Source organism: Antarctobacter aquimaris (assembly GCF_900184945.1).
In the GTDB taxonomy this organism is placed as follows: domain Bacteria; phylum Pseudomonadota; class Alphaproteobacteria; order Rhodobacterales; family Rhodobacteraceae; genus Maliponia; species Maliponia aquimaris.
In genome coordinates this window covers 286,951-306,867 of record NZ_FXYF01000006.1, presented here as the reverse complement: position 1 = coordinate 306,867, position 19,917 = coordinate 286,951, and the positions used below count along the sequence as shown (strand labels likewise).

The 19,917-nt window shown below is 66.7% G+C and carries 16 protein-coding genes and 1 tRNA gene; 8 read left to right on the top strand and 9 right to left on the bottom strand.

Annotation, left to right across the window (positions count from 1 at the left end):
- Nucleotides 1-168: 168 nt before the first annotated feature.
- Nucleotides 169-1,323, bottom strand: a complete 1,155-nt coding sequence (argE, locus tag MAA8898_RS13260; protein ID WP_176445155.1) for an acetylornithine deacetylase — start codon at nucleotides 1,321-1,323, stop codon at nucleotides 169-171.
- 1 nt (nucleotide 1,324) lies between these two features.
- Nucleotides 1,325-2,509 (bottom strand): M24 family metallopeptidase, encoded by a 1,185-nt coding sequence (locus MAA8898_RS13255; protein ID WP_094021489.1) that lies wholly within the window; start codon nucleotides 2,507-2,509, stop codon nucleotides 1,325-1,327.
- A 165-nt stretch (nucleotides 2,510-2,674) separates the two neighbouring features.
- Between MAA8898_RS13255 and eutB the strand changes: the two genes are divergently transcribed.
- The gene (gene eutB / locus MAA8898_RS13250; RefSeq protein ID WP_094021488.1) at nucleotides 2,675-3,679 is read left to right on the top strand and encodes a hydroxyectoine utilization dehydratase EutB; all 1,005 of its coding nucleotides are present in this window, start codon (nucleotides 2,675-2,677) and stop codon (nucleotides 3,677-3,679) included.
- Nucleotides 3,669-4,655 carry a cyclodeaminase gene (locus MAA8898_RS13245; RefSeq protein ID WP_094021487.1) on the top strand — a complete coding sequence of 329 codons (987 nt, stop codon included), beginning with the start codon at nucleotides 3,669-3,671 and terminating at the stop codon, nucleotides 4,653-4,655. Before eutB ends, MAA8898_RS13245 begins: the two co-directional genes overlap by 11 nt.
- Nucleotides 4,656-4,877: 222 nt before the next feature.
- Here MAA8898_RS13245 and MAA8898_RS13240 read toward each other — a convergent pair whose 3' ends face one another.
- Complete coding sequence (locus MAA8898_RS13240; RefSeq protein ID WP_094021486.1) at nucleotides 4,878-5,417, bottom strand: VPLPA-CTERM sorting domain-containing protein; 540 nt, start codon at nucleotides 5,415-5,417, stop codon at nucleotides 4,878-4,880.
- Nucleotides 5,418-5,967: 550 nt separating this feature from the next.
- Here MAA8898_RS13240 and MAA8898_RS13235 point away from each other — a divergent pair.
- Nucleotides 5,968-7,341, top strand: coding sequence for an aspartate aminotransferase family protein (locus MAA8898_RS13235; protein ID WP_094021485.1), 1,374 nt, complete (start codon nucleotides 5,968-5,970; stop codon nucleotides 7,339-7,341).
- A gap of 18 nt (nucleotides 7,342-7,359) precedes the next feature.
- Here MAA8898_RS13235 and MAA8898_RS13230 read toward each other — a convergent pair whose 3' ends face one another.
- Nucleotides 7,360-8,748, bottom strand: coding sequence for a bifunctional enoyl-CoA hydratase/phosphate acetyltransferase (locus MAA8898_RS13230; protein ID WP_094021484.1), 1,389 nt, complete (start codon nucleotides 8,746-8,748; stop codon nucleotides 7,360-7,362).
- A 132-nt stretch (nucleotides 8,749-8,880) separates the two neighbouring features.
- On the bottom strand, nucleotides 8,881-9,279 hold the full coding sequence (locus tag MAA8898_RS13225) for a response regulator (RefSeq protein ID WP_176445154.1): 399 nt from the start codon (nucleotides 9,277-9,279) through the stop codon (nucleotides 8,881-8,883).
- 339 nt (nucleotides 9,280-9,618) lie between these two features.
- On the opposite strand from MAA8898_RS13225, the gene MAA8898_RS13220 reads away from it, so the two are divergent.
- The 5 genes from MAA8898_RS13220 (at nucleotide 9,619) to MAA8898_RS27405 (ending at nucleotide 15,777) form a co-directional block, all read left to right on the top strand.
- Entirely contained in the window at nucleotides 9,619-11,217 is a 1,599-nt protein-coding gene (locus tag MAA8898_RS13220; RefSeq protein WP_094021482.1) for an ATP-binding protein, read from the top strand.
- A gap of 318 nt (nucleotides 11,218-11,535) precedes the next feature.
- On the top strand, nucleotides 11,536-12,768 hold the full coding sequence (locus MAA8898_RS13215) for an HlyD family efflux transporter periplasmic adaptor subunit (protein WP_094021481.1): 1,233 nt from the start codon (nucleotides 11,536-11,538) through the stop codon (nucleotides 12,766-12,768).
- A complete protein-coding gene (locus MAA8898_RS13210) occupies nucleotides 12,765-13,937 on the top strand; it encodes an FtsX-like permease family protein (protein ID WP_094021480.1) in 1,173 nt (390 codons plus the stop codon). Before MAA8898_RS13215 ends, MAA8898_RS13210 begins: the two co-directional genes overlap by 4 nt.
- Before the next feature lie 9 nt (nucleotides 13,938-13,946).
- Nucleotides 13,947-14,633 carry an ATP-binding cassette domain-containing protein gene (locus tag MAA8898_RS13205; RefSeq protein ID WP_094021479.1) on the top strand — a complete coding sequence of 229 codons (687 nt, stop codon included), beginning with the start codon at nucleotides 13,947-13,949 and terminating at the stop codon, nucleotides 14,631-14,633.
- Between the two features lie 655 nt (nucleotides 14,634-15,288).
- Nucleotides 15,289-15,777: a GlgC family sugar phosphate nucleotidyltransferase gene (locus MAA8898_RS27405; RefSeq protein ID WP_442403414.1), complete on the top strand. Its 489-nt coding sequence runs from the start codon at nucleotides 15,289-15,291 to the stop codon at nucleotides 15,775-15,777.
- A gap of 13 nt (nucleotides 15,778-15,790) precedes the next feature.
- Here the strand turns inward: MAA8898_RS27405 and MAA8898_RS13190 are convergent.
- The 4 genes from MAA8898_RS13190 to dctP all read right to left on the bottom strand — a co-directional run bounded on the left by MAA8898_RS13190 (nucleotide 15,791) and on the right by dctP (nucleotide 19,844).
- Nucleotides 15,791-15,864, bottom strand: a tRNA-Cys gene (locus tag MAA8898_RS13190).
- Nucleotides 15,865-15,968: 104 nt separating this feature from the next.
- Nucleotides 15,969-17,324 (bottom strand): TRAP transporter large permease, encoded by a 1,356-nt coding sequence (locus MAA8898_RS13185; protein ID WP_094021477.1) that lies wholly within the window; start codon nucleotides 17,322-17,324, stop codon nucleotides 15,969-15,971.
- Between the two features lies 1 nt (nucleotide 17,325).
- Nucleotides 17,326-18,645, bottom strand: coding sequence for a TRAP transporter small permease subunit (locus tag MAA8898_RS13180; RefSeq protein ID WP_094021476.1), 1,320 nt, complete (start codon nucleotides 18,643-18,645; stop codon nucleotides 17,326-17,328).
- Between the two features lie 101 nt (nucleotides 18,646-18,746).
- Nucleotides 18,747-19,844 (bottom strand): TRAP transporter substrate-binding protein DctP, encoded by a 1,098-nt coding sequence (gene dctP, locus MAA8898_RS13175; protein ID WP_094021475.1) that lies wholly within the window; start codon nucleotides 19,842-19,844, stop codon nucleotides 18,747-18,749.
- Between the last annotated feature and the right edge of the window lie 73 nt (nucleotides 19,845-19,917).

The window sequence follows — 19,917 nt, the reverse complement described above, 5'->3', positions numbered from 1 at the left end:
CGGTCCGGTCCTGAAGCAGACATTAAGGCTTGTTAAGCCGCTCCGAAATTCGGGAAAACGCCGGGAAGGGGCGGGGAAAAGCGGCTTGCAAGCCGCTTGAACGCGCTTGCAAGCGCGTTGAAAGGCCTTTGAAAAGGCCTTTTCGGCGCCCGGTCCGGGCGAAGGCGCTCAGGCCAGGTGGCGTTCCAGGCCCCGCAGCATGGTCAGGCAGGCGGCCAGCTGGTCGCGGCTGACGTATTCGTCGGGCTTGTGCGCCTGCTCGATCGAGCCTGGCCCGCAAACCACGCAGTCCATCCCCAGCGACTGGAACAGCCCCGCCTCGGTGCCAAAGCTGACCACGTCCAGCCCGTTGGCCCCGGTCAGGGCCGAGACCACCTCGGCGATCCGGCTGTCCTTGACCGGGTGCAGGCCCTGCGTTTCGGCGATGACCTCGCGGCGGATCGTGGCCTCGGGGTGGATGGCGCGCATCGGCCGCATCAGCGTTTCGGCGAAACGGTCGATCTCGGCCAGCAGGTGATCGGCGTCGGCGCGCTGAACGGGGCGCATTTCCCAGTCGATCTCGGCGTGGTCGGGGATCACGTTGTGCGCATGGCCCGACTGGATGCGGCCGATGTTCAACGTGGTCCAGGGCGGGGTGAAGGGGCTGCCATCAGGCGCGCGGCCGCGCAGTTCGGCCTCCAGCTCCATCAGCCTTGTCGCGTAGCGGCTGGCGCAGACGGCGGCGTTCACCCCCATGTCCGGGGTCGAGCCATGGCCCGCGCAGCCGGTAATATGGGTGGTGTACTCGTAACAGCCCTTGTGGCCGTTGATGACGCGCATCATCGTCGGTTCGCCAAGGATCGCCATGGCCGGGCGCAGGTCGCGCGCGCGCAGGTCCTCGACCAGCGCGCGGGCGCCGAAACAGCCGGTCTCTTCGTCGTAGGTCAGGGCGATGTGCAGCGGGCGGCTCAGGCGCCACTCGGCCATCTGCGGCGCCAGCGCCAGCACGCAGGCGATGAACCCTTTCATGTCGCAGGCGCCGCGTCCGTAAAGCCGCCCCTCGCGGTCGTCCATCACGAAGGGATCGCTGGACCACTCCTGGTCGGCCACGGGGACCACGTCGGAATGGCCCGACAGGACCAGCCCGCCGTCGCCCTCGGGGCCGAAGCTGGCAAAGAGGTTGGCCTTGCCCCCGGTCTCGTCCAGCGTGATGTCGCAGCGCGCGCCCAACCCCTTGAGCAAATTGGCCGCCCAGCCGATCAGGTCCAGGTTGCTGTCCGCCGAGACGGTGGGAAAGCCGATGAGATCGGCCAGCAGCCCCTCGGTGCGGTGCAGCATGTCCATGTCAGTCCTTCACGAACAGTTTGCGCGGGCGGTTGCAGAGGCATTCCGCCGGCCCATCCTCGCGGATCAGGATGGATTCGGTGATCTCGAGCCCCCAGTCTGTCATCCACAGGCCGGGCATGAAATGGAAGGTCATGCCGGGTTGCAGCACGGTTTCGTCCGAGGTGCGGATCGACACCGTGCGTTCGCCCCAGTCGGGCGGATAGCTGAGGCCGATGGGATAGCCGCAGCGGCCCGAGCGTTCGATCCCGCCCTTGGCCAGCGCGGCATAGAGCGCGCGGGCGATGTCGCCGGCGGTGTTGCCGGGACGCGCGGCCTCCAGTCCCATCTCCAGCCCCTCGACCAGCGCCTTTTCCGCGTCCAGCAGCGCCTGCGGCGGCTTGCCCAGGAACACCGTCCGGCAGAACGGCGCGTGGTAGCGGCGGTAGCAGCCGGCGAGTTCGAAGAAGGTCGCCTCGCCCTTGGCGAAGGGGCGGCCGTCCCAGGTCAGATGCGCGGCCGAGGCGTCGGGGCCCGAAGGCAGCAGCGGAACGATGGCGGCATAGTCGCCCCAGTGGCCATCGGCGCCGCGGATCGCGTCGGCGTAGATCTCGGCCACCAGGTCGTTCTTGGGCAGGCCCGGCTCGACCCGTTCCAGGATGCCGTCGACCATCTTTTCCGAGATGCGCGCGGCGCGGCGGATGAAGGTGATCTCCTCATCGGATTTCACCGTGCGCTGCCAGTTGACCAGCGCGGTGGCATCGACCAGCGTCGCCTCGGGCAGTTCGGCGACCAGCGTCATATGCGCCTTGGCCGAGTAGTAGTAGTTTTCCATCTCGACGCCGATGCGGGCCTTGGCCAGCCCGCGCGCGCGGATGTGCGAGGCCAGGTCCTGCATCGGGTGGCGGTCGGTGGCCTGCACGAAATCGTCGGCGTAGCCAAGGATTCGGTCCGGTTCCATCCAGACGGTGCGCAGCGCGCCAAAGCCGTCCATGCGGCGGCCCCACCAGATCGGCGCCTCACCGGGGATCACCAGCACGCCCTGGTGGACGTAGAACGACCAGCCGTCGTAGCCGGTCAGCCAGGCCATGTTCGACGGATCCTCGACAAACAGCGCGTCGAGACCCAGCGCTGCCATGCGCGCTTCGACCAGCGCCTGCCGACGCGCGTATTCGGGCAGGGAAAACGGGAGGTTGGGTGCGGGCATGCCGGTGCGCCTTTACGTGGAGTTGCCCGGACATTGCGTGCGGCAAAGGGAAAATCGCAAGCAAAAACCGCCGGGGGAGTGTTGAAGTCCTAGGCGCTGCGGGGGCATTGTGCTGGGCAGGGACCGGCAGGGGCAGGGCCGAAAACGACGAGGGCAGAGCGTGCCATGACCGAGTTCACTCTGGACCGCGTGTTTGCCGCGCAAAAGCGCATCGCAGGCATCGCGGACGGCACGCCGCTGGTGCCCTCGGCGCTGTCGGCGCGCCTTGGCCACGAGTTGCTGCTGAAGCTGGAGATCGCCCAGCCGATCGGCGCGTTCAAGCTGCGCGGCGCGGTCAACGCGGTGTTCGGCCTGACCGGGGGCGTGGCGGGCGTGACTTGCTGTTCCACCGGCAACCACGGGCGCGGCGTGGCCTACGCGGCGCGGGCGCGGGGCCTGCGCGCGGTGATCTGCATGTCGCACCTGACCCCCGAGGCCAAGGTGGCCGGCGTCTGCGCGCTGGGCGCCGAGGTGCGCATCATCGGCAAAAGCCAGGACGAGGCGCAGCTGGAGGTCGCGCGGCTGGTCCGCGACGAGGGGCTGACCGAGGTGCCGCCCTTCGACGATCCGGCGGTGATCGCCGGGCAGGGGACCATCGGGGTCGAGTTGATGGCGGCGCGGCCGGACCTCGACACGATCCTGGTGCCCCTGTCGGGCGGCGGGCTGGCCGGGGGCGTCGGCTTGGCCGTCAAGACGATCAACCCGAGGGTCCGGGTGATCGGCATCAGCATGGACCGGGGGGCGGCGATGTTTGCCTCGTTGCAGGCCGGCCACCCGGTCGAGGTGACCGAGGTGCCCAGCCTTGCCGACAGCTTGGGCGGCGGAATCGGGCTGGACAACCGCCACAGCTTTGCCCTGTGCCGCGATTACCTTGACGAGGTGGTGCTGGTCACCGAGGACGAGATCTATCACGCCATGCAGAGCATCTACTACGAGGATCGCATCGTCTGCGAAGGCGGCTGCGCGGTGAGCGTCGCGGCGCTGGAGGCGGGCAAGGTCACGCCGCGCGGCCCGACCGCGACGATCCTGACCGGCCGCAACATCGACATGGGTCAACACGCGGCGATCATCTCCGGGCAGGACGTGACGCTGGGAGACCTGACCATCAAGGGGAGCGCCTATGCGCCGTGAGATCACCGTCCTGACCGAAACCGAGTTGCGCGCGGCGCTGCCACTGGACATGGGCGCCGTCGAGGTGGTCGAGGCCGCCTTTGCCGCGCTGGCCGAGGGGCGGGTGATCATGCCGCCGATCATGTCGATGGAACTGCCGCAGCTGAACGCCGAGGTCGACGCCAAGACCGCCTATATCGCCGGTTTCGACATCTTTGCGCTGAAGGTCAGCACAGGGTTTTTCGACAATGCAGCCAAGGGTCTGCCCAGCCTGGGCGGCATGGTCACGGCGCTGTCGGCCAGCGACGGCGCGGTGCGGGCGGTCTTCCTGGACAACGGCTATCTGACGGACCTGCGCACGGCAGCGGCCGGGGCGGTGGCCGTGCGGCACCTGGCCCCGGCCGAGGTCACGACGGCCGGGGTGATCGGCACGGGCCTTCAGGCGCGGTTGCAGATTCGGGCGGCGCGGCTGGTGCGGCCGTTCGGGCGGGTGCTGGTCTGGGGGCGCAATCCACACAAGGCCGCGCTCTGCGCCGCCGACCTCGCACGGGACCTGGAGATCGAGGTGGAGGTCTGCACCTCGGTCCGCGAAGTGGTGCGGCGCTCGCAGCTGGTGGTGACGACGACGCCGTCCTTTGCCCCGCTGATCGAGGCGGACTGGCTGCACCCGGAATTGCACATCACGGCCATGGGGTCGGACGCGCCGGACAAGGTGGAACTGGCCCCCGCCTGCCTGCGCCGCGCCGACCTTTACGTTGCCGACAGCGCGGCGCAGGTCGCGCTGCGGGGCGAGCTGCGCTCGGCGCTGGCCAGCGGGGACTGGACCGGCGCGCCGCCGGTGGAACTGGGCCAGGTGGTGACCGGGGCGCATCCGGGGCGGCGCGATCCGCGCGACATCACGATCGCCGACCTGACGGGCACCGGCGCGCAGGACACCGCCATCGCGGCGCATGCGCTGGCGGTGCTGGCGGGCCAGGGGACAGTGATCCGGACGTGAGGGTGTAGAGATGCGGCTCAGGGGAAGTTCGAGAGGCGCGCTGTTGTTCTGTGCGGGTTAGCCCGACTGCTTTTTGGCATTTGTTCGAGCAGCTAAGGACCCCTGGCCCCATCTGTTCAAACCGCGGCAGTTTTCCAGTCCGGGCCTGGTTGGCCCGTGCCCAACGGACAATAACACCAACTCCCCCCTCGAAAACTCAGGGAGTTGTCATGGGGGATTGGTTCAAGTGCGTCGACGGCGACTTGCAAATCCGAGGGCTCCGAGACCGGCCAGCAAGAGCGGCAAGCCAGCCGGGACCGGCACGGCAGACGGCGGCTGCAAGGCGTCGAAATGGAAGATCGTCGGCGTGAACGCTGACCCCAGTGCCCAATTCCGCATTGTGGGGTCGCCCGGCACCTGACCTGTACCGGTTGCGCGCAACCCCGTTACCGTTCCGTAGGCGAAGGATTGCGAAGGGATCACATTCATGTAGCTGGTCCCGGTGGTCACGTCCGTGAAGATGGCAGTCCAGATGCCGTCGAGGAGAACCTCGAGTTTGAAAGTGACCGGGTTGAGGGCCCCATTATTGGTGAAATAGTACCCTTGGCTGGTGATGCTCACCAGCGTGTCCGCTTGAAACCCGGAGAAAAGGACCGCGTCGCTGGCAAACTCGTTCGAGCCGCCTTCGGCCCCCCAATTGATTGAGGCGGCATGCGCCGGCGCCGACAGGATGCCTGCGGCAACCGCTATTGAAAGTGCGGTGAGTCTGGCTAACGCGATCATTGTCGTTCCCTTCCGAATAAAGCTCAATCTCCCAAAATCGGTGCCTGAATTCTGTGGCCACTCGACACCGCGAGCGTAAAAATCGTGTTATCAGGTTAATGCGATCACGGTGACAAAACAACCTGCATGAGGTCCGGCATTGTCGTGGGTGCTGAATTGTAGTGAAACAACAATGCGTTGGCCGCCTGCGGCATCGAAATTGGAATGATCCAGACACATCCAATGACCCGCCTGAGCGCTGTCCAAGGGGGCTGGGACCTGAGGGTAATGGCTGTTCGTTGGTCCCTGGTCGGAGCGTCGCAGACGCCGTCCTGGGCTTTGTCCGGGCCAACGCGGTCCGGGCACAGACCCAGAGAACCGACACGCCCTGTTCCTGTTCTCCCCGCTGGAAAAGCCCCGCGAAATCGGCTAGGGGGACTCATCCCCTGCAATAAAGGCATTGCGCGCTGCTGCCGGGGTCCGAGGAGCCCCCGGCGCCCGGTCCGCGTGCGACCCGGGGCTCCCTCCAGACCAGACCAGCGGCGCGCCGCCGCGACACAGGAGCCAGGATATGCTGACCAACGACCAGTTGGCGGAATGGGACCGCCAGACCTTCTTTCACCCCTCCACCCACCTGGCGCAGCACGCCCGGGGCGAGACGCCGACGCGCGTGATCACCACCGGCAAGGGCTGCCACATCGAGGACCGCGACGGCCGCCGCCTGCTGGACGCCTTCGCCGGGCTCTACTGCGTCAACGTCGGCTACGGCCGGCAGGAGATCGCCGAGGCCATCGCCGCGCAGGCGCGCGAGCTGGCCTATTACCACGCCTATGTCGGCCACGGCACCGAGGCCAGCATCACGCTGGCCAAGATGATCCTGGACCGCGCGCCCAAGGGCATGTCCAAGGTCTACTTCGGCCTGTCCGGGTCCGACGCGAACGAGACCAACGTCAAGCTGGTCTGGTACTACAACAACATCCTCGGCCGCCCGGAAAAGAAGAAGATCATCTCGCGCTGGCTCGGCTACCACGGTTCTGGGCTGGTGACAGGCTCGCTCACCGGGCTGGAGCTGTTTCACAAGAAGTTCGACCTGCCGCTGAGCCAGGTGGTCCACACCAAGGCGCCGTACTACTACCGCCGCGCCGATCTGGCCCAGACGCCCGAGCAGTTCACCGCGCATTGTGCGGCCGAGCTTGAGGCGCTGATCGCGCGCGAGGGCGCCGACACCATCGCCGCCTTCATCGGCGAGCCGGTGCTGGGCACGGGCGGCATCGTGCCGCCGCCGCCGGGCTACTGGGACGCGATCCAGCAGGTGCTGCGCAAGCATGACATCCTGCTGATCGCCGACGAGGTGGTGACCGGCTTTGGCCGGCTGGGCAGCATGTTCGGGTCGGATCACTACGGAATGACGCCGGACCTGATCACCATCGCCAAGGGGCTGACCTCGGCCTATGCGCCGCTGTCGGGCTCCATCGTGGGTGACCGGATGTGGAAGGTTCTGGAGCAGGGCACCGACGAGAACGGCCCGATTGGCCACGGCTGGACCTATTCGGCGCATCCCATCGGGGCGGCCGCCGGGGTGGCCAACCTGCGGCTGCTGGACGAACTGAACCTCATCGGCAATGCCGCCGAGGTGGGCGCCTATCTCCAGCAGGCGCTGAAGGCCGCGCTGGGCGACCATCCGAAGGTGGGCGAGATCCGGGGCGAAGGCATGCTGGCGGCGGTCGAATTCGTCGCCGACCGCGGGGGCCGGCGATTCTTCGACGCCTCCGAAAAGGTCGGGCCACGCGTGTCGGCGGCGCTGCTGTCGCGCGGGGTCATCGCGCGGGCCATGCCGCAGGGCGACATCCTGGGATTTGCGCCGCCGTTCTGCCTGACCAAACCCGAGGCCGAGGAGATCGCCGCCATGACCGCCGAGGCCGTCACCGAGGTGCTTGGCGCCTGAATGCAGCGCCGGGGCGCCTCAGCGCGCCCCGGTGATCCGTGCATGGTGCAGCGCCGCCACCGCGCAAGAGGCCAGCCGCGCCATGTCGTCGTCGGCCCGGCTGTTGAGGATGATCGGCACCCGCGCGCCCAGCACCAGCCCGGCCGCCTCGGCGTGGCTGAGGTAGGTCAGCTGCTTGGCCAGCATGTTGCCGGCGTCGATGTTGGGCACCACCAGCACCTCGGCCCGGCCGGCGACCGGTGAGATCAGGCGCTTGTTCCGCGCTGCGGCCAGGTCCACCGCGTTGTCCATCGCCAAAGGCCCGTCGACCAGCCCGCCGGTGATCTGGTGATGCTCGGCCATCTTGGACAGGAGCGCCGCATCGACCGAGGACGGAATGTCCGGGTTCACCGTTTCCACCGCCGAAAGAACGCCGACCTTGGGCTCAACGATGCCGATGCTGATCGCCAGGTCGATGGCGTTCTGCACGATGTCGACCTTGGTTTTGAGATCCGGGGCGATGTTGATTGCCGCGTCGGTGACCAGCAGGGGGTGGTTCAGCCCCGGCACGTCCATCACGAAGACATGGGTGAACCGGCGTCCGGTGCGCAGGCCGGATGTCTTGTCCAGCGCCGCGCGCAGCAGCTGATCCGTGTGCAGGTGTCCCTTCATCAACGCCCCGGCGCGGCCCTCGGTCACCAGCGCCACGGCGCGGCGGGCGGCGGCCTCGTGGTCCGGCTCGGCGATGATCTCGATGCCGGTCAGGTCGCGGTCCAGCCCGGCGGCGGTGAGGGCGATCTTTTCCGGGTCGCCGATCAGGATCGGCGTGATCAGCGTCCGGTCGCGCGCCAGCAGCGCGCCGCCCAGCGAATTGGGCTCTTCCGGCGCGACCACGGCGGTGACCAGAGGCGGCAGGGATTCGGCCCGGTCCAGCAGCTTTTCGAAGTGGCGGTGTCGCTGCACGATGAGGCCGGGCAGGTCGTGGCTGTTGTAGCTGACCTTGCGGCGCGGGGCCTTTACTTCGGCCACGCCGGACTGGATCAGCGCGCCGTCCGAGGGGCGGGTCACCTCGGTGGCGAGGGTGACGATGCCCTCGGCCTCGGTCTTGCCGGTCACGGTGACGCGGCTTTCCAGCTCGTCCCCGGCATGGGCCAGGTTGTGGAACACCAGGCTCTGAGCGCGGTACAGCGTGCCCGCGCCTGGCAGCAGGTTGCCCAGCACGGCCGAGACCAGCGCGCCGATGAATATTCCGGGCACCACTGCTTCGGGATGGCCATCGCCGTCGCCGTCGGCATTGTAGACATGCATCGGGTTGTGGTTGCCCGAGACGTTGGCGAAGGCCAGCAGGTCGTCCTGGGTGCACAGGCGCCGCAAGGAGGCGGTGTCGCCCGGTCTCAATTCATCGAATGTCTTGTTCGAAATCTTCATGCGCGGGAAATCCTGGCTCGTTCTGGTTCGAGCGGAAAGGGTCGGGCGCCGGACGCTCTCGTTCGGCGGGTGAACGCCGTCGCAACACGCCGCCGGGGCGTGTCAGCGTCGGTGACTTGGGTCTTGCGAGGCTCAGGCCATGCTTTCCAGATGCCGCTCTTCCTCGGCCAGCACCTGACGGAACCTTTCGATGCTGATCGGCTTGTACAGGGTCTGCCCCGGCTCCCGGTCGCGCGCCTTGGCGATCATCCTGGCGGCAACGGCCAGGCTGTCCGCACCGCCGGTCATGAAGCGCAGCCGGATCTCCGGCAACTGGGCGAACTGCCCAAGGCATTGCGCGACTTCCACGCCGTCCAGCTCCGGCATGTTGATATCCACCAGGACAAAGGCGCTCTCGGTGAGTTCGTTCAGAACGTCGACAAGCTCCTTGCCATCGCTGCAGGTCACGACGGACCAGCCGGCATCCAGGGCGACCTGTTCCAGAACTTCGACAAGTGGCAGGTTGTCGTCGGCGATGACCAGCAATTTCATGTTTCGCGCCTTGTGGTCTGCATTGCTCATTGGGACAGTCTTTGCCTTCCACTGTACGAACTAATGCTACCGAATTGGAGTCACGACGTGACGTTTTGGCGATCCAGACGGATATGACCCTGCGTTAGGTGGATTTCCGCTGGGCTTGCGAAACGCGCGTGGCAATGGCACACGACGATTGCGTCGTGTGATGACATCGAGCCCGGGCGGAACAGCGCCGCTTGTCGCCATTTCGCCAAGCCATGGTCCGACCGAACAGGGCCCAACGTGTTGACTGCCGTCCGCTATGGGACATCATCCGCCGGCCAACCCGAACCAACTGCCCGAAAGGGCCTGGACATGAAGATTGCCCTCAGAAGACGAGTCGTTGTTCCCCTCGCCGTGGCGGGACTTGCCTTTCTGGTGTCGTCTTTTCTCTATTTCTCCGAACGGCAGACACAGGCCACCGAACTGCGGGAGGAAACGCAGGTCGTCAGCGCGATCTTTGCGGCGCGACTCGAAACGCACCTGATGGCGCGCCTGCAAACCGTCCAGCTGCTGGGCTACCATTTCAGCCGCCACGAGACCTTGTCACCCGAGGAATTTCGCGACGAAACGCATCTGTTCCTTGAACTTTTCGACGATCTGCAGGCACTGAACTGGGTGGACAGCACTGGTGTCATCCGGGTCGTGACGCCCGAGCGGGGCAATTCCGCCGCGCTGGGCCTGAACGTCAAGGAACTGCCCATGCCGGCGGAAGCCCTGGCGCAGGCCGATGCGGCCGCAACGCTCTGGGTGACGCCTCCGATCGAGCTGGCCCAGGGCGGCAAGGGGTTTGTCGGGTATTTTCCCCTGTCGTGGGAAGGCCGGCGCACGGGGTTCCTGAACATCGTCTTCCGGGTCGAACCGCTGATGGTCAGCGCGCTTGGCGACATCCCGTCGCACACCTACAGCATCCGGGTGCTGGACAAGGATCAGGAGCTATTCTCCATCGGCCGCGGCGGCATCATCGAAGACTATGCGACGAGTCATGAAATAGAGATCGGAGGCCGCGTCTGGCAGGTGCAGGTGTCGCCGACAGGGGCACGGGTGCGCGACGCGGACGACCTCGTCGATGAGATCATCGCTGTCCTGGGCCTGGTCCTGACCGTCTTCTCCGGCGTGCTTGTCCGGCTGCTGCTGGACCGCCAGGCGGCCTTGCGGGAAACCATCGACCTTCAGCTCAAGCTCAACCAGGCGCAAAAGATGGAGGCGATCGGCAACCTGACCGGCGGGGTCGCACATGATTTCAACAATCTTCTGTCGGTCATCCAGGGGAACCTTGAATTGATCCGGGAAACGCACGATCCCGCGCGCGTCCAGCACTATTCCGAGGCCGCGCTCAAGGCCTCGCGGCAAGGGGCGGAACTGACCAACCAGATGCTCAGCTTCTCGCGCCAGTCGCGGCTGGAACCGGTGATGCTGGACGTCAATGCGCTGGTCCGGGAAACCCAGGCCTGGGCGTCGCGGGTCATCCCCGAGGACATCGTGTTCGAACTGGACCTGTCGCCGGGCCTCTGGCCGGTGGAAGCGGACCGGAGCCTGACCCAGAACGCGCTGCTGAACCTCATCCTGAACGCAAAGGACGCCATGCCACGCGGTGGCACGCTGGCGATCAAGACCATGAACGTCCTGGTCAACGCGGCGATCACCGGAGGCTTTGGCGACGAGGTCGCGGCCGGACGATATGTCGTGTTGGAGGTCCGGGATACCGGGCAGGGGATTCCCAAGGAACTGATGTCCAAGGTCTTTGACCCGTTCTTCACGACCAAGCCGGTGGGGTCGGGCACCGGGCTGGGGTTGTCCATGGTACAGGGCTTCATGAAGCAGTCCGGCGGTGGCGTGCGCGTCGACTCGAGGCTTGGCAGCGGGACGGTCTTCAAGCTGTATTTCCAGGTCTTCGACAACCGCGCCCGGTGAGCCTGACACGCCGACGGCGGCAGGCCGGTTGGCCGGCCGCCACCAAGTCCCTGCGCGTCATGGTGCAGGAGGGCCGGCTTTGCCGCCGGGTTCGCGTCGCTCGTCACCGCCTCGCCGGTGGCGCCGGGATTGGTCATCCTGGCCGCGGTCGGGATATTGGCGGCAGGAGAGCGCAGGAAAGCCACGCTGCGCGGGTACGAGCGGACGTGCCGTGCGGGCAGCGACGATCAGACGCCGGGACGTTCGCGATGCAGCGTTGTACGGAAAGACCGCGACTGATGCCTGTGCCTGGCGTCAGCCCTCTGAAGGACGCCGACGATGACCGCCAAAGACACCCCCGATCTGCCGCTTGACCTGGGTCGGACAGCGGAGACGGGCGGGCCTGCGGCGACGCGGCGGCGCGGCGGGTTCCGCGCGCGGTTCCTGCTGGTCCTTCTGATCCCGGTCTTCCTGTTTTCCGGCGGGGTGATCGGCATGTACTACCAGCCGCCTGCGCTGCAAAAGTTCTACGCCCTGACCGGGTTGCAGCCCGGCGGCGGCGCCCGAAGCCCGATCGCCCTGCCGCCCGAGATCGAACTGCCCGAAGAGATGGCCGAGACGCTGTTGCCGACAGACGTGGTGGGGCTGGCGCGGCTGATGCCGCGCGGCGACATCGCCATCGTGGCCGCGCCCTACGGCGCGGGCGATGCCCGGGTGGCCGAGATCCTCGTCACGATCGGGGATCGCGTGACGCGCGGCACCCCGCTGGCGCTGCTGGACAACCGCCAGGCGCTGGAAGGCGCGGTGCTGACCGCCGAGGCCAACCTGGCGGTGCGCGCGGCCACGCTGGCCCAGACCCGCAGTGCGATCGCCGCCAGCCGGGCCGAGGCGCAGGCCACCCTGGACCAGGCCCGCGCGGCCGGGCGCGAGGCGGAACTCACCCTGGCCCGGACCGAAGGGCTGGCAGAGCGCGGCGTCGCCACCGACGCCACGCGGGATGCGGCGCGCACGGCGGCCGAAGAAGCCGCGCTGGCGGTGCAGCGGGCCGAGGCGACGCTGGCGCGGTTCGCATCCGATGCGCTGGACGACCAGCCCGACATCGTCGTCGCCACCCGCAACGTCGCCGCCGCCGAGGCCGAGCTGTCCCGCGCGCGGATGGACCTGGCCCGGGCCGAGGTCCGCGCCCCGATCGACGGGACGATCCTGGACATCCACGCCACGCCGGGGCAGCGCCCGCCGGGCGAAGGCATCATGGAGATGGGCGACATCGACGTGATGATGGCCGAGGTCGAGATCTGGCAGGATCGCATCAGCGCCGTGGCGATTGGCCAGCCGGTCGAACTGGCGGCGCCAGCACTGGGACGGACCCTGCGCGGAACCGTGGCCAGCATCGGCCTGACCGTCGGGCGGCAGGGCCTGATCTCGGACGATGCGGCGGCCAATTCCGACGCCCGGGTGATCCGGGTTCTGGTGTCGCTGGATGCCGATTCGTCACGGCTTGCCGCGCGGTTTGTCGGGCTCGAGGCGGTGGCCCGGGTCGACACCGGCGCCGTGGCCCGGGTCGCGCAATGAGCCGCATCCTCCAACGGATATTCGGCCGTCTTCCGATTGGCTGGCTGCAACTGACGCACAAGCGCGGCCGCTTCTTCGCGGCGCTGGCCGGGGTCGCCTTTGCCAATGTGCTGGTCTTTGTCCAACTGGGCATCATGAACTCGATGGCCACCGCGACCCTGCAGCCATACACCTTTTTCCGGGCTGACATCATGATCTCGGCCTCCGATGCCAACGCCCTGGCCGAAGGCGGCAATGTCGCGCGGCAGTGGATGTTGCAGGCCTTTGCCGATCCGGACGTGGTGTCCGGCATGGGCCTGTTCGTCGGCAACGCGCCCTGGGACCGGGGCGGCAAGGACATCAGTTTCACGACCTTCGGCGTCGATCCCGGCCAACCCAACTTTCTGTCCCCCGACATTGCCACCGATGCCGTGCTGTTGCAGGTCCAGGACGTGGCCATCATCGACCGACTGGCCCGCGGCCTGTCGCGCGATGAGGCCGCCGCGATCCGTCCCCACACGCCGCTGTCGTTCGAGACACAGGGCCGGACGCTGACCGCGCTGGACACCTTTTCCGGCGGCGGGGGCTTTGGCGGCGACGGCTACATGCTCGTGTCCGACCAGACCTTCCTGTCGATGTTCGCCGCGCGCAGTTCGGGCGCGCCCGATCACATCCTGCTGCGCCTGCGCCCCGGTGCCGATGTGGCGGTGGTCGCGCAGCGCCTGCGCGGCCTGATCTCGGACCCGACGCTGCGCATCCGAAGCTACGCCGACGCCGGGCAGGAAGACCTGCGCTACCAGCAGACCAAGCGGCCCACCGGGATCATCTTCGGCTTTGGCGTGCTGATCGGTGTGCTGGTCGGGCTGGTGATCGTCTACCAGGTGCTGTCGGCGGACGTGGCCGACCACCTGCGCGAATACGCCACCTTCAAGGCCATGGGCTATGGCCCCGGCTTTTTCCTCGGCGTCGTCGTCGAAGAGGCGCTGGTGCTGGGCGTCCTGGGGTTCCTGCCGGGGGTCGCGGTGGGCACCGCGATCCTGACGCTGATGGGCAAGGCCACGACCCTGCCATTGGCCATGACGCCGGGCATGGCGGTCATGGTGTTCCTGGGAACAATCGTGTTCTCGGTCCTGTCGGGGGTCATCGCCACCCGGCGGCTGGCGGCGGCCGACCCCGCCGACCTGTTCTGAGAGGGCGCCGTGGACAGTGATCCGATCGTCGCGGCGCGCGGCCTGAACCACTGGTTCGGCACCGGAGAGGCGCGCAAGCAGGCCCTTTTCGACATCAACCTGACCCTGCCGCGCGCCAGCCTGACGGTGCTGATGGGGCCGTCCGGGTCCGGCAAGACCACCTTGCTGACCCTGTTCGGCTGCCTGCGGCGCGTGCAGGACGGGTCCGTCACGCTGATGGGGCGCGAGTTGCACGGCGCGACGGATGCAGAGCTGACAACGCTGCGCCAGCGGCTGGGCTTCATCTTTCAGTCGCACAACCTGCATGAAAGCCTGACGGCCAGGCAAAACGTCCTGATGGGGGTACAGGTCCGCCCCGGCGTGCCGGACGACCTGGCGACGCGCGCCGCAATCCGCGCGCTGGACCTTGTCGGCCTGTCCGACCGGGTGGACTACCTGCCGGCCAACCTGTCGGGCGGGCAGAAACAGCGGGTGGCGGTGGCACGCGCGCTGGTTGGTAACCCGTCGCTGGTCCTTGCGGACGAACCGACGGCGGCGCTGGACAAGGACAGCGCCGCCGATGTCGTCGACCTGCTCAAGCGGCTGGGGTCCGCGCGAGGCACATCGACCCTGCTGGTGACGCATGACAACCGGATCCTCGACCGCGCGGACCGGATCCTGACGCTGGAGGATGGGCGGATCGTGTCCATCGCCTGAGGCGCTGGTTGTCGCGCCTTCCCGGCGGTTTTCGAATTTGCGCCTTTGCGCGCGATGAGCAGGTGCATCCAGCGGCCGCCTGCTTCGCGGTCAAGGCGGTCGTCTTGCGGCTGGCCTGCAAGAGCCTCCGGCGCGTTTGTGCCCTGCGCCGCGATACGTCCGCGTTGGCCGGGGGGGCCAGCAATTGCCACTGTCAGGCGCGACTGACCACCCCGTCGTGTAGCTCGGCATACCGGGGCGGATGCCTTGCCCGTTACGCGCAGGGCCGCGCACCCGGCGCGGGACGTTTCCGCGGAAGGCGCGACAGTTCCCGAACCTCGCGCTGGACCGACCCTGCCATGAACAGGGCAGACCGGCGAGGGTCCATGTGATCATCCGGGATGGAACACCTAATCACCCGGACCTGTAATCCGTCTCATACTCTGGAGCGGTTCCTGGAGGTGATGCGATGGTGGGCAGGATTGGGGGTGACGTTGTGCTGCGTGACAAGGAGCGAAGCCTGAGATCGCTGTATTGCCGCTCTGACGGCGTGCGCGCGCCTTCGGCGGATTTGCCATGCAAATCGCCTGCCGGGCAACAATGCGGGGCGCTGCCATGACGGGCTTGTCCCATAGGGCTTCCTTCCATTCCTGCGAAAGGATCACGCCATCAAACCGTGGGACCAAACAGGCGCACCATTTTGGGTGCGTATATCCGCAACTCGCTGGTGTCGTCCTTCGTGCGCACGCATTCCTGCTGCGCGCCGGGGGAGTCGCTGGTGATGCCCCATGTTTCTGCCCAGTGCTCTACAAGGATCACCCGCGCGATCATCAACAGCGGGGTGCGCATCCCGGAAGGGCTGGTTGTCGGCGAAGACCATGAGCAGGACGCCAGGTGGTTTCGCGTGACAAGCGGCGGAGTGACCCGGATCATGCCGGCGATGGTGGACCGCTGGACAGACGCGCACCAACGCCGACATCACGCACCTGGTCCTGACGGCCTCGACCGGTTTCAGTCGGAGGGCGGATGTCGGCGATCGCCTGTCGCGCCCTCACCTTTGGTCGGTCTCAGGGCTCAGGGAGAGACACTGATGCCAGACGAAAAGCGGAGGTTCACGACGGATGATCGGATGCGTGGCATCCATCGACGAACAACTGCGGCCTGACTGTGAAGGGATGTGGAGGCGAGTATGAGAATCGAACTCATGTGCACGGATTTGCAATCCGCTGCGTCACCACTCCGCCAACTCGCCGACCGTGGTTTTGCTGTATTAATCGCCGGCAAAGGCCGGTGCAAGCCAAAACCGCTGCCCTGAATGGCAAAGGGCCGGAGCTTTCGCCCCGGCCCTTCGATGGGTCAACCGTAGACCAGTCTTGGCAGCCAGGTGATGATCTCCGGGAAGAACATGCACAGCAGCAGCCCCACCACTTGCAGCGCAAGGAAGGGCAGGGCGGACTTGAAGATGTCCGTCATCGGGATCTCGGCGGGGGCGACGCCGCGCAGGTAGAACAGCGCGTAACCAAAGGGCGGCGACAGAAAGCTCATCTGCATGTTCACGAGGTAGAGCACCCCGAACCACAGCACCAGGTCGTCCGGGCTGTCGAGCCCGAAGGCCTGCGCCCCCAGCGCCTTGATGATCGGCACAAAGATCGGCACGCAGAGCAGCAGGATACCGACCCAGTCGAGGAACATGCCCAGGATTACCAGCACCACCTGCATCAGGATCAGGATGCCCCAGGGGCCAAAGCCGGTGGCGGCCAGGGCGTCCTGAACGAACTGCTGACCGCCCTCCAGCACGTAGAGCCCGACAAAGATCGTCGCGCCGAACATGATCCAGATCACCATGGCGCTGGCCTTTAGCGTCGTCAGCGAGGCCTCGCGCACCGTTTGCCAGTCCAGCTTGCGGTGGATGGCGGCCACGATGAAGGCGCCGAATGTGCCGATGCCCGCGGCCTCGACCGGGGTCGCGACTCCGGTGAAGATCACGCCCAGCACGATCACGATCAGCGCGATCGGCGCCGACATGTTGCCCATCAGGCGGATCTTGGCGGCGGTGTCGATCCGCTCTTCCATCGGGATCGGCGGGCCGAGCTGCGGGTTGATGACCGACCGCATGACCACGTAGAGGATGTACATGCCCGACAGCATCAGGCCGGGGATGACCGCGCCGATGAACAGCTCGCCCACCGACTGTTCCGCCACAACGGCGTAGATGATGGCCAGGATCGACGGCGGGATCAGGATGCCCAGCGTGCCGCCGGCCATGATCGAACCCATGGCGATCTTGGGGTCATAGCCGCGTTTCAGCATGGCGGGCAGGGCGATGATGCCCATCGTCACCACCGCCGCGCCGATCACGCCCACCATGGCCGCGAGGACCGTGGAGGCCAGGATCGTCGCCGCCGCAAGGCCGCCGCGCAACCCGCCCAGCACCTTGTAGATGACGTCGAACATCTCGTTGATGATGCCGGCCCTTTCCAGCATCGCCGCCATGAAGATGAACAGCGGGATCGCCGAGAGCTGGTAGTTGGTCATCAGCGGAAAGATCCGCCCGGGCACGATGTTCAGCGCGCGCTCGTCGCCGAGCACGAAGAGGAACACGCAGGCCAGGCCGCCGGTGACGAAGGCCAGTGGCAGACCTGCCATGAGCAGCGCCAGCAGCGAGCCGAACATGATGAGTGTGAGCCACTCGATACCGATTTCGAGACCCATCTCAACCCTCCCGGATCGCGCGGATGTCCTGCGCGAGTTTAGATATTCCCTGCAAGACCAGGGTCAGACCGCCGATCACCATGACCCATTTCATCGGCCACAGCGGGACCTCCCATTCGTTGAAGCTGATTTCGCCCCAGCGGGTGTTCGGATCGGTCCATTGCCCCATGTTCCAGCTGCCCAGCATCTCGAAGAAGCCGATGTTGCCGCGTGCCCACTCCGACACCAGGCTGTTGCCGGTGGCGACGGCGTTGGCGTCCAGCGCGAACTTGTAGGAGGTGAACAGCAGGGTGAAGGCGAAGATGAAGAAGAAGATCGAGGTGAATAGATCCGTCCAGCCTTTCTTGCGGCGGGTCAGCGGCGCATAGAAGATGTCGACCCGCACGTGGCTTTCGGTCAGCATCGCGTAGGCCCCGGCGATCAGGTACTGCATCCCGAACATCAGGTACATCGCCTCGTGCGCCCAGTTGGTGGGCGAGCCAAAGACATAGCGGCTGACCACCTCGAAATAGTAGACAAAGACCGCGATCACCGCCCAGTAGGCGACGAATTCCCCCGAGTAGAGCGAAATCCGGTCCAGCCAGCCGGTCCAGCCCCTGGAGACATAGTCGGCGTCTTCCTTGCGCTCGGCCTCTTCCAGTTCGCGCAGCGCGCGCTCGGCCTCGGTCTCCTCGACGTGGTCGGGCAGATTGTCGTTGGCCTTGCGGATCATGCCCGGCATCAGGACGGCGTCCACCGCCATGGCGGCCAGCAGCAGGTAGAAGGCGTAGCGCGCGATCGTGCTCCATCGCGCCAGTTCGGTGCGGGCGGCCTCGGCGGCGGGCAGCGCGGTCGACAGTTCCGTCTCGGCCTTTTCGATCAGCGCCCGGCCGTTGGCCAGCCGCTCTTCGGCGCGCTCCACGTCGCGCTCGGCCCGCCGCTTGGCAAAGGACTCGTCCTCGGCCGCGGCCAGCGCCTCGCGCAGGGCAGGGAGGTCCGCCTCGGCGGTCTGCACCCGCTCGCGTTCGCGTTCCAGCGTCCGTTCGGCGGTGCGCACCACGTTGGCGGCGTCCGATACCACGCTGCGGGCGTCCTGGCCCTGCGCATTGGCGTAGAGGATGACCAGGAACACCGGGATGAAGGCCAGGCCCAGCAGGTTCTTGACGTAGAACCGGTGCAGGCCCAGCATCCCCCCGGTGACCAGAATGAAATAGCCAAGGCCGTTCGAATAGCGATTGACCTTGGGGCGGGGCCGCTTGGCCAGGGTCATGGCGATCAGCGGAAACGCGATCAGCCCGACCCAGTAGGCCCAGTGCGGCAGGGTGAAGTCCAGACTCGGCATGCCCCCGTCTTCCTGTTCTGCTAGTTGGTGTGCCTCACGGCATCAGGAAGGGCCCGCACGTCCGCGCGGGCCCTCGTGTCACGCACAAGGCGCGTGCCGGATCAGAGATCGAGTTCCAGGCCTTCGATCAGCGACGGATCGACGTAGCCGAGCGAGCCGGACATCATGTAATCTAGCTGGATCTTGAACACCCGGGCCGCGTTCTTGTCGCGGTTGGCGTATTTGAACCAGATCGGCACGGCGACCTCGGTCAGGATCTCCACGTCGTCCTGGGTGAGGCGGGTGACCTCGGTGCCGTCGGCCTCGAACTTGGCCCAGGCTTCCTGGTCGGCTTTCTGGATCGCGGCGTGGTGCATGTCCGAATAGACATGCGTCTCCATCTCGACGAACTGCTGCATCTGCGGCGACAGCGCATCCCAGGCGGGCTTGCCCACGGTGATGTCCATGATGTCGACCGGCTGGTATACCGACATGAAGCCGGGAGGGCCCATCGAGATGTACTTGGTCACCTGGCTGAAGCCGAGCGAGTAGTTGACCGCCGGGCCCACGTAGTCGGCCACGTCGATGGTGCCCTTTTCCAGCGCCGGGAAAATCTCCGAGCCGGGCAGAACGGTGGTTTCGGCGCCGATCTCGGTAAAGACTTCGGCGACCATGCCGCCCGGCAGGCGCATCTTGCGGCCGCGGAAGTCGTCGATCGAGCGGATCGGAACCTTGGAGTGGATGATGTTCGGGCCGTGGTGCACGGGGCCGACAAAGTGCATGCCCTGCGCCGCATAGAGTTCGCGCGCGATCTCGAGCCCGCCAAGGCCATAGTAGAACACGTCGAATTCATGCGGGTTGCGCAGGCCCAGCGGGTAGGACGTCAGGAATGTCGCCGCCGGGATGATGCCCTGCGCGTAGATGGTGAAGGGGTTCACCGCGTCCAGGACGCCGTTCTTGACCGCGTCGTAGAGCTGGAAGTCACCGACGACGTCGTTTGCGCCGAAGGGCTGGAACGCCAGTTCGCCGCCGGTCTTCTCGGCGATGGTGGCGCACCAGTCCTTGAAGATTTGCAGGCCGGCGCCGCCGGGCCAGCTGGTCTGGATCTTCCAGGTGGTGCCGTGCGAGGCGGCGGTCGCGATGTGCGGTGCGGCGAGGCCGGCGGCGCCGAAGCCCGCAATGCGGCCCATCGCGCGCCGGCGCGTGATGATCTTTGACATGTAGTCCTCCCAGTTTGCCCGCGGTTCGCTCCGCGGGATCCTTCGCTCATTTCCTGAGCATGACCGAAACTAG

Excerpts from the sequence above, each read along its gene's own strand:
- MAA8898_RS13245 (WP_094021487.1), top strand. The coding sequence starts at position 3,669 with ATGCGCCGTGAGATCACCGTCCTGACCGAAACCGAGTTGCGCGCGGCG.
- dctP (WP_094021475.1), bottom strand. The coding sequence starts at position 19,844 with ATGTCAAAGATCATCACGCGCCGGCGCGCGATGGGCCGCATTGCGGGC.
- argE (WP_176445155.1), bottom strand. The coding sequence starts at position 1,323 with ATGGACATGCTGCACCGCACCGAGGGGCTGCTGGCCGATCTCATCGGC.
- MAA8898_RS13255 (WP_094021489.1), bottom strand. The coding sequence starts at position 2,509 with ATGCCCGCACCCAACCTCCCGTTTTCCCTGCCCGAATACGCGCGTCGG.
- MAA8898_RS13180 (WP_094021476.1), bottom strand. The coding sequence starts at position 18,645 with ATGCCGAGTCTGGACTTCACCCTGCCGCACTGGGCCTACTGGGTCGGG.
- MAA8898_RS13240 (WP_094021486.1), bottom strand. The coding sequence starts at position 5,417 with ATGATCGCGTTAGCCAGACTCACCGCACTTTCAATAGCGGTTGCCGCA.
- MAA8898_RS13225 (WP_176445154.1), bottom strand. The coding sequence starts at position 9,279 with ATGAAATTGCTGGTCATCGCCGACGACAACCTGCCACTTGTCGAAGTT.
- MAA8898_RS13215 (WP_094021481.1), top strand. The coding sequence starts at position 11,536 with ATGACCGCCAAAGACACCCCCGATCTGCCGCTTGACCTGGGTCGGACA.
- MAA8898_RS13220 (WP_094021482.1), top strand. The coding sequence starts at position 9,619 with ATGAAGATTGCCCTCAGAAGACGAGTCGTTGTTCCCCTCGCCGTGGCG.
- MAA8898_RS13210 (WP_094021480.1), top strand. The coding sequence starts at position 12,765 with ATGAGCCGCATCCTCCAACGGATATTCGGCCGTCTTCCGATTGGCTGG.
- MAA8898_RS13235 (WP_094021485.1), top strand. The coding sequence starts at position 5,968 with ATGCTGACCAACGACCAGTTGGCGGAATGGGACCGCCAGACCTTCTTT.
- eutB (WP_094021488.1), top strand. The coding sequence starts at position 2,675 with ATGACCGAGTTCACTCTGGACCGCGTGTTTGCCGCGCAAAAGCGCATC.
- MAA8898_RS13185 (WP_094021477.1), bottom strand. The coding sequence starts at position 17,324 with ATGGGTCTCGAAATCGGTATCGAGTGGCTCACACTCATCATGTTCGGC.
- MAA8898_RS13230 (WP_094021484.1), bottom strand. The coding sequence starts at position 8,748 with ATGAAGATTTCGAACAAGACATTCGATGAATTGAGACCGGGCGACACC.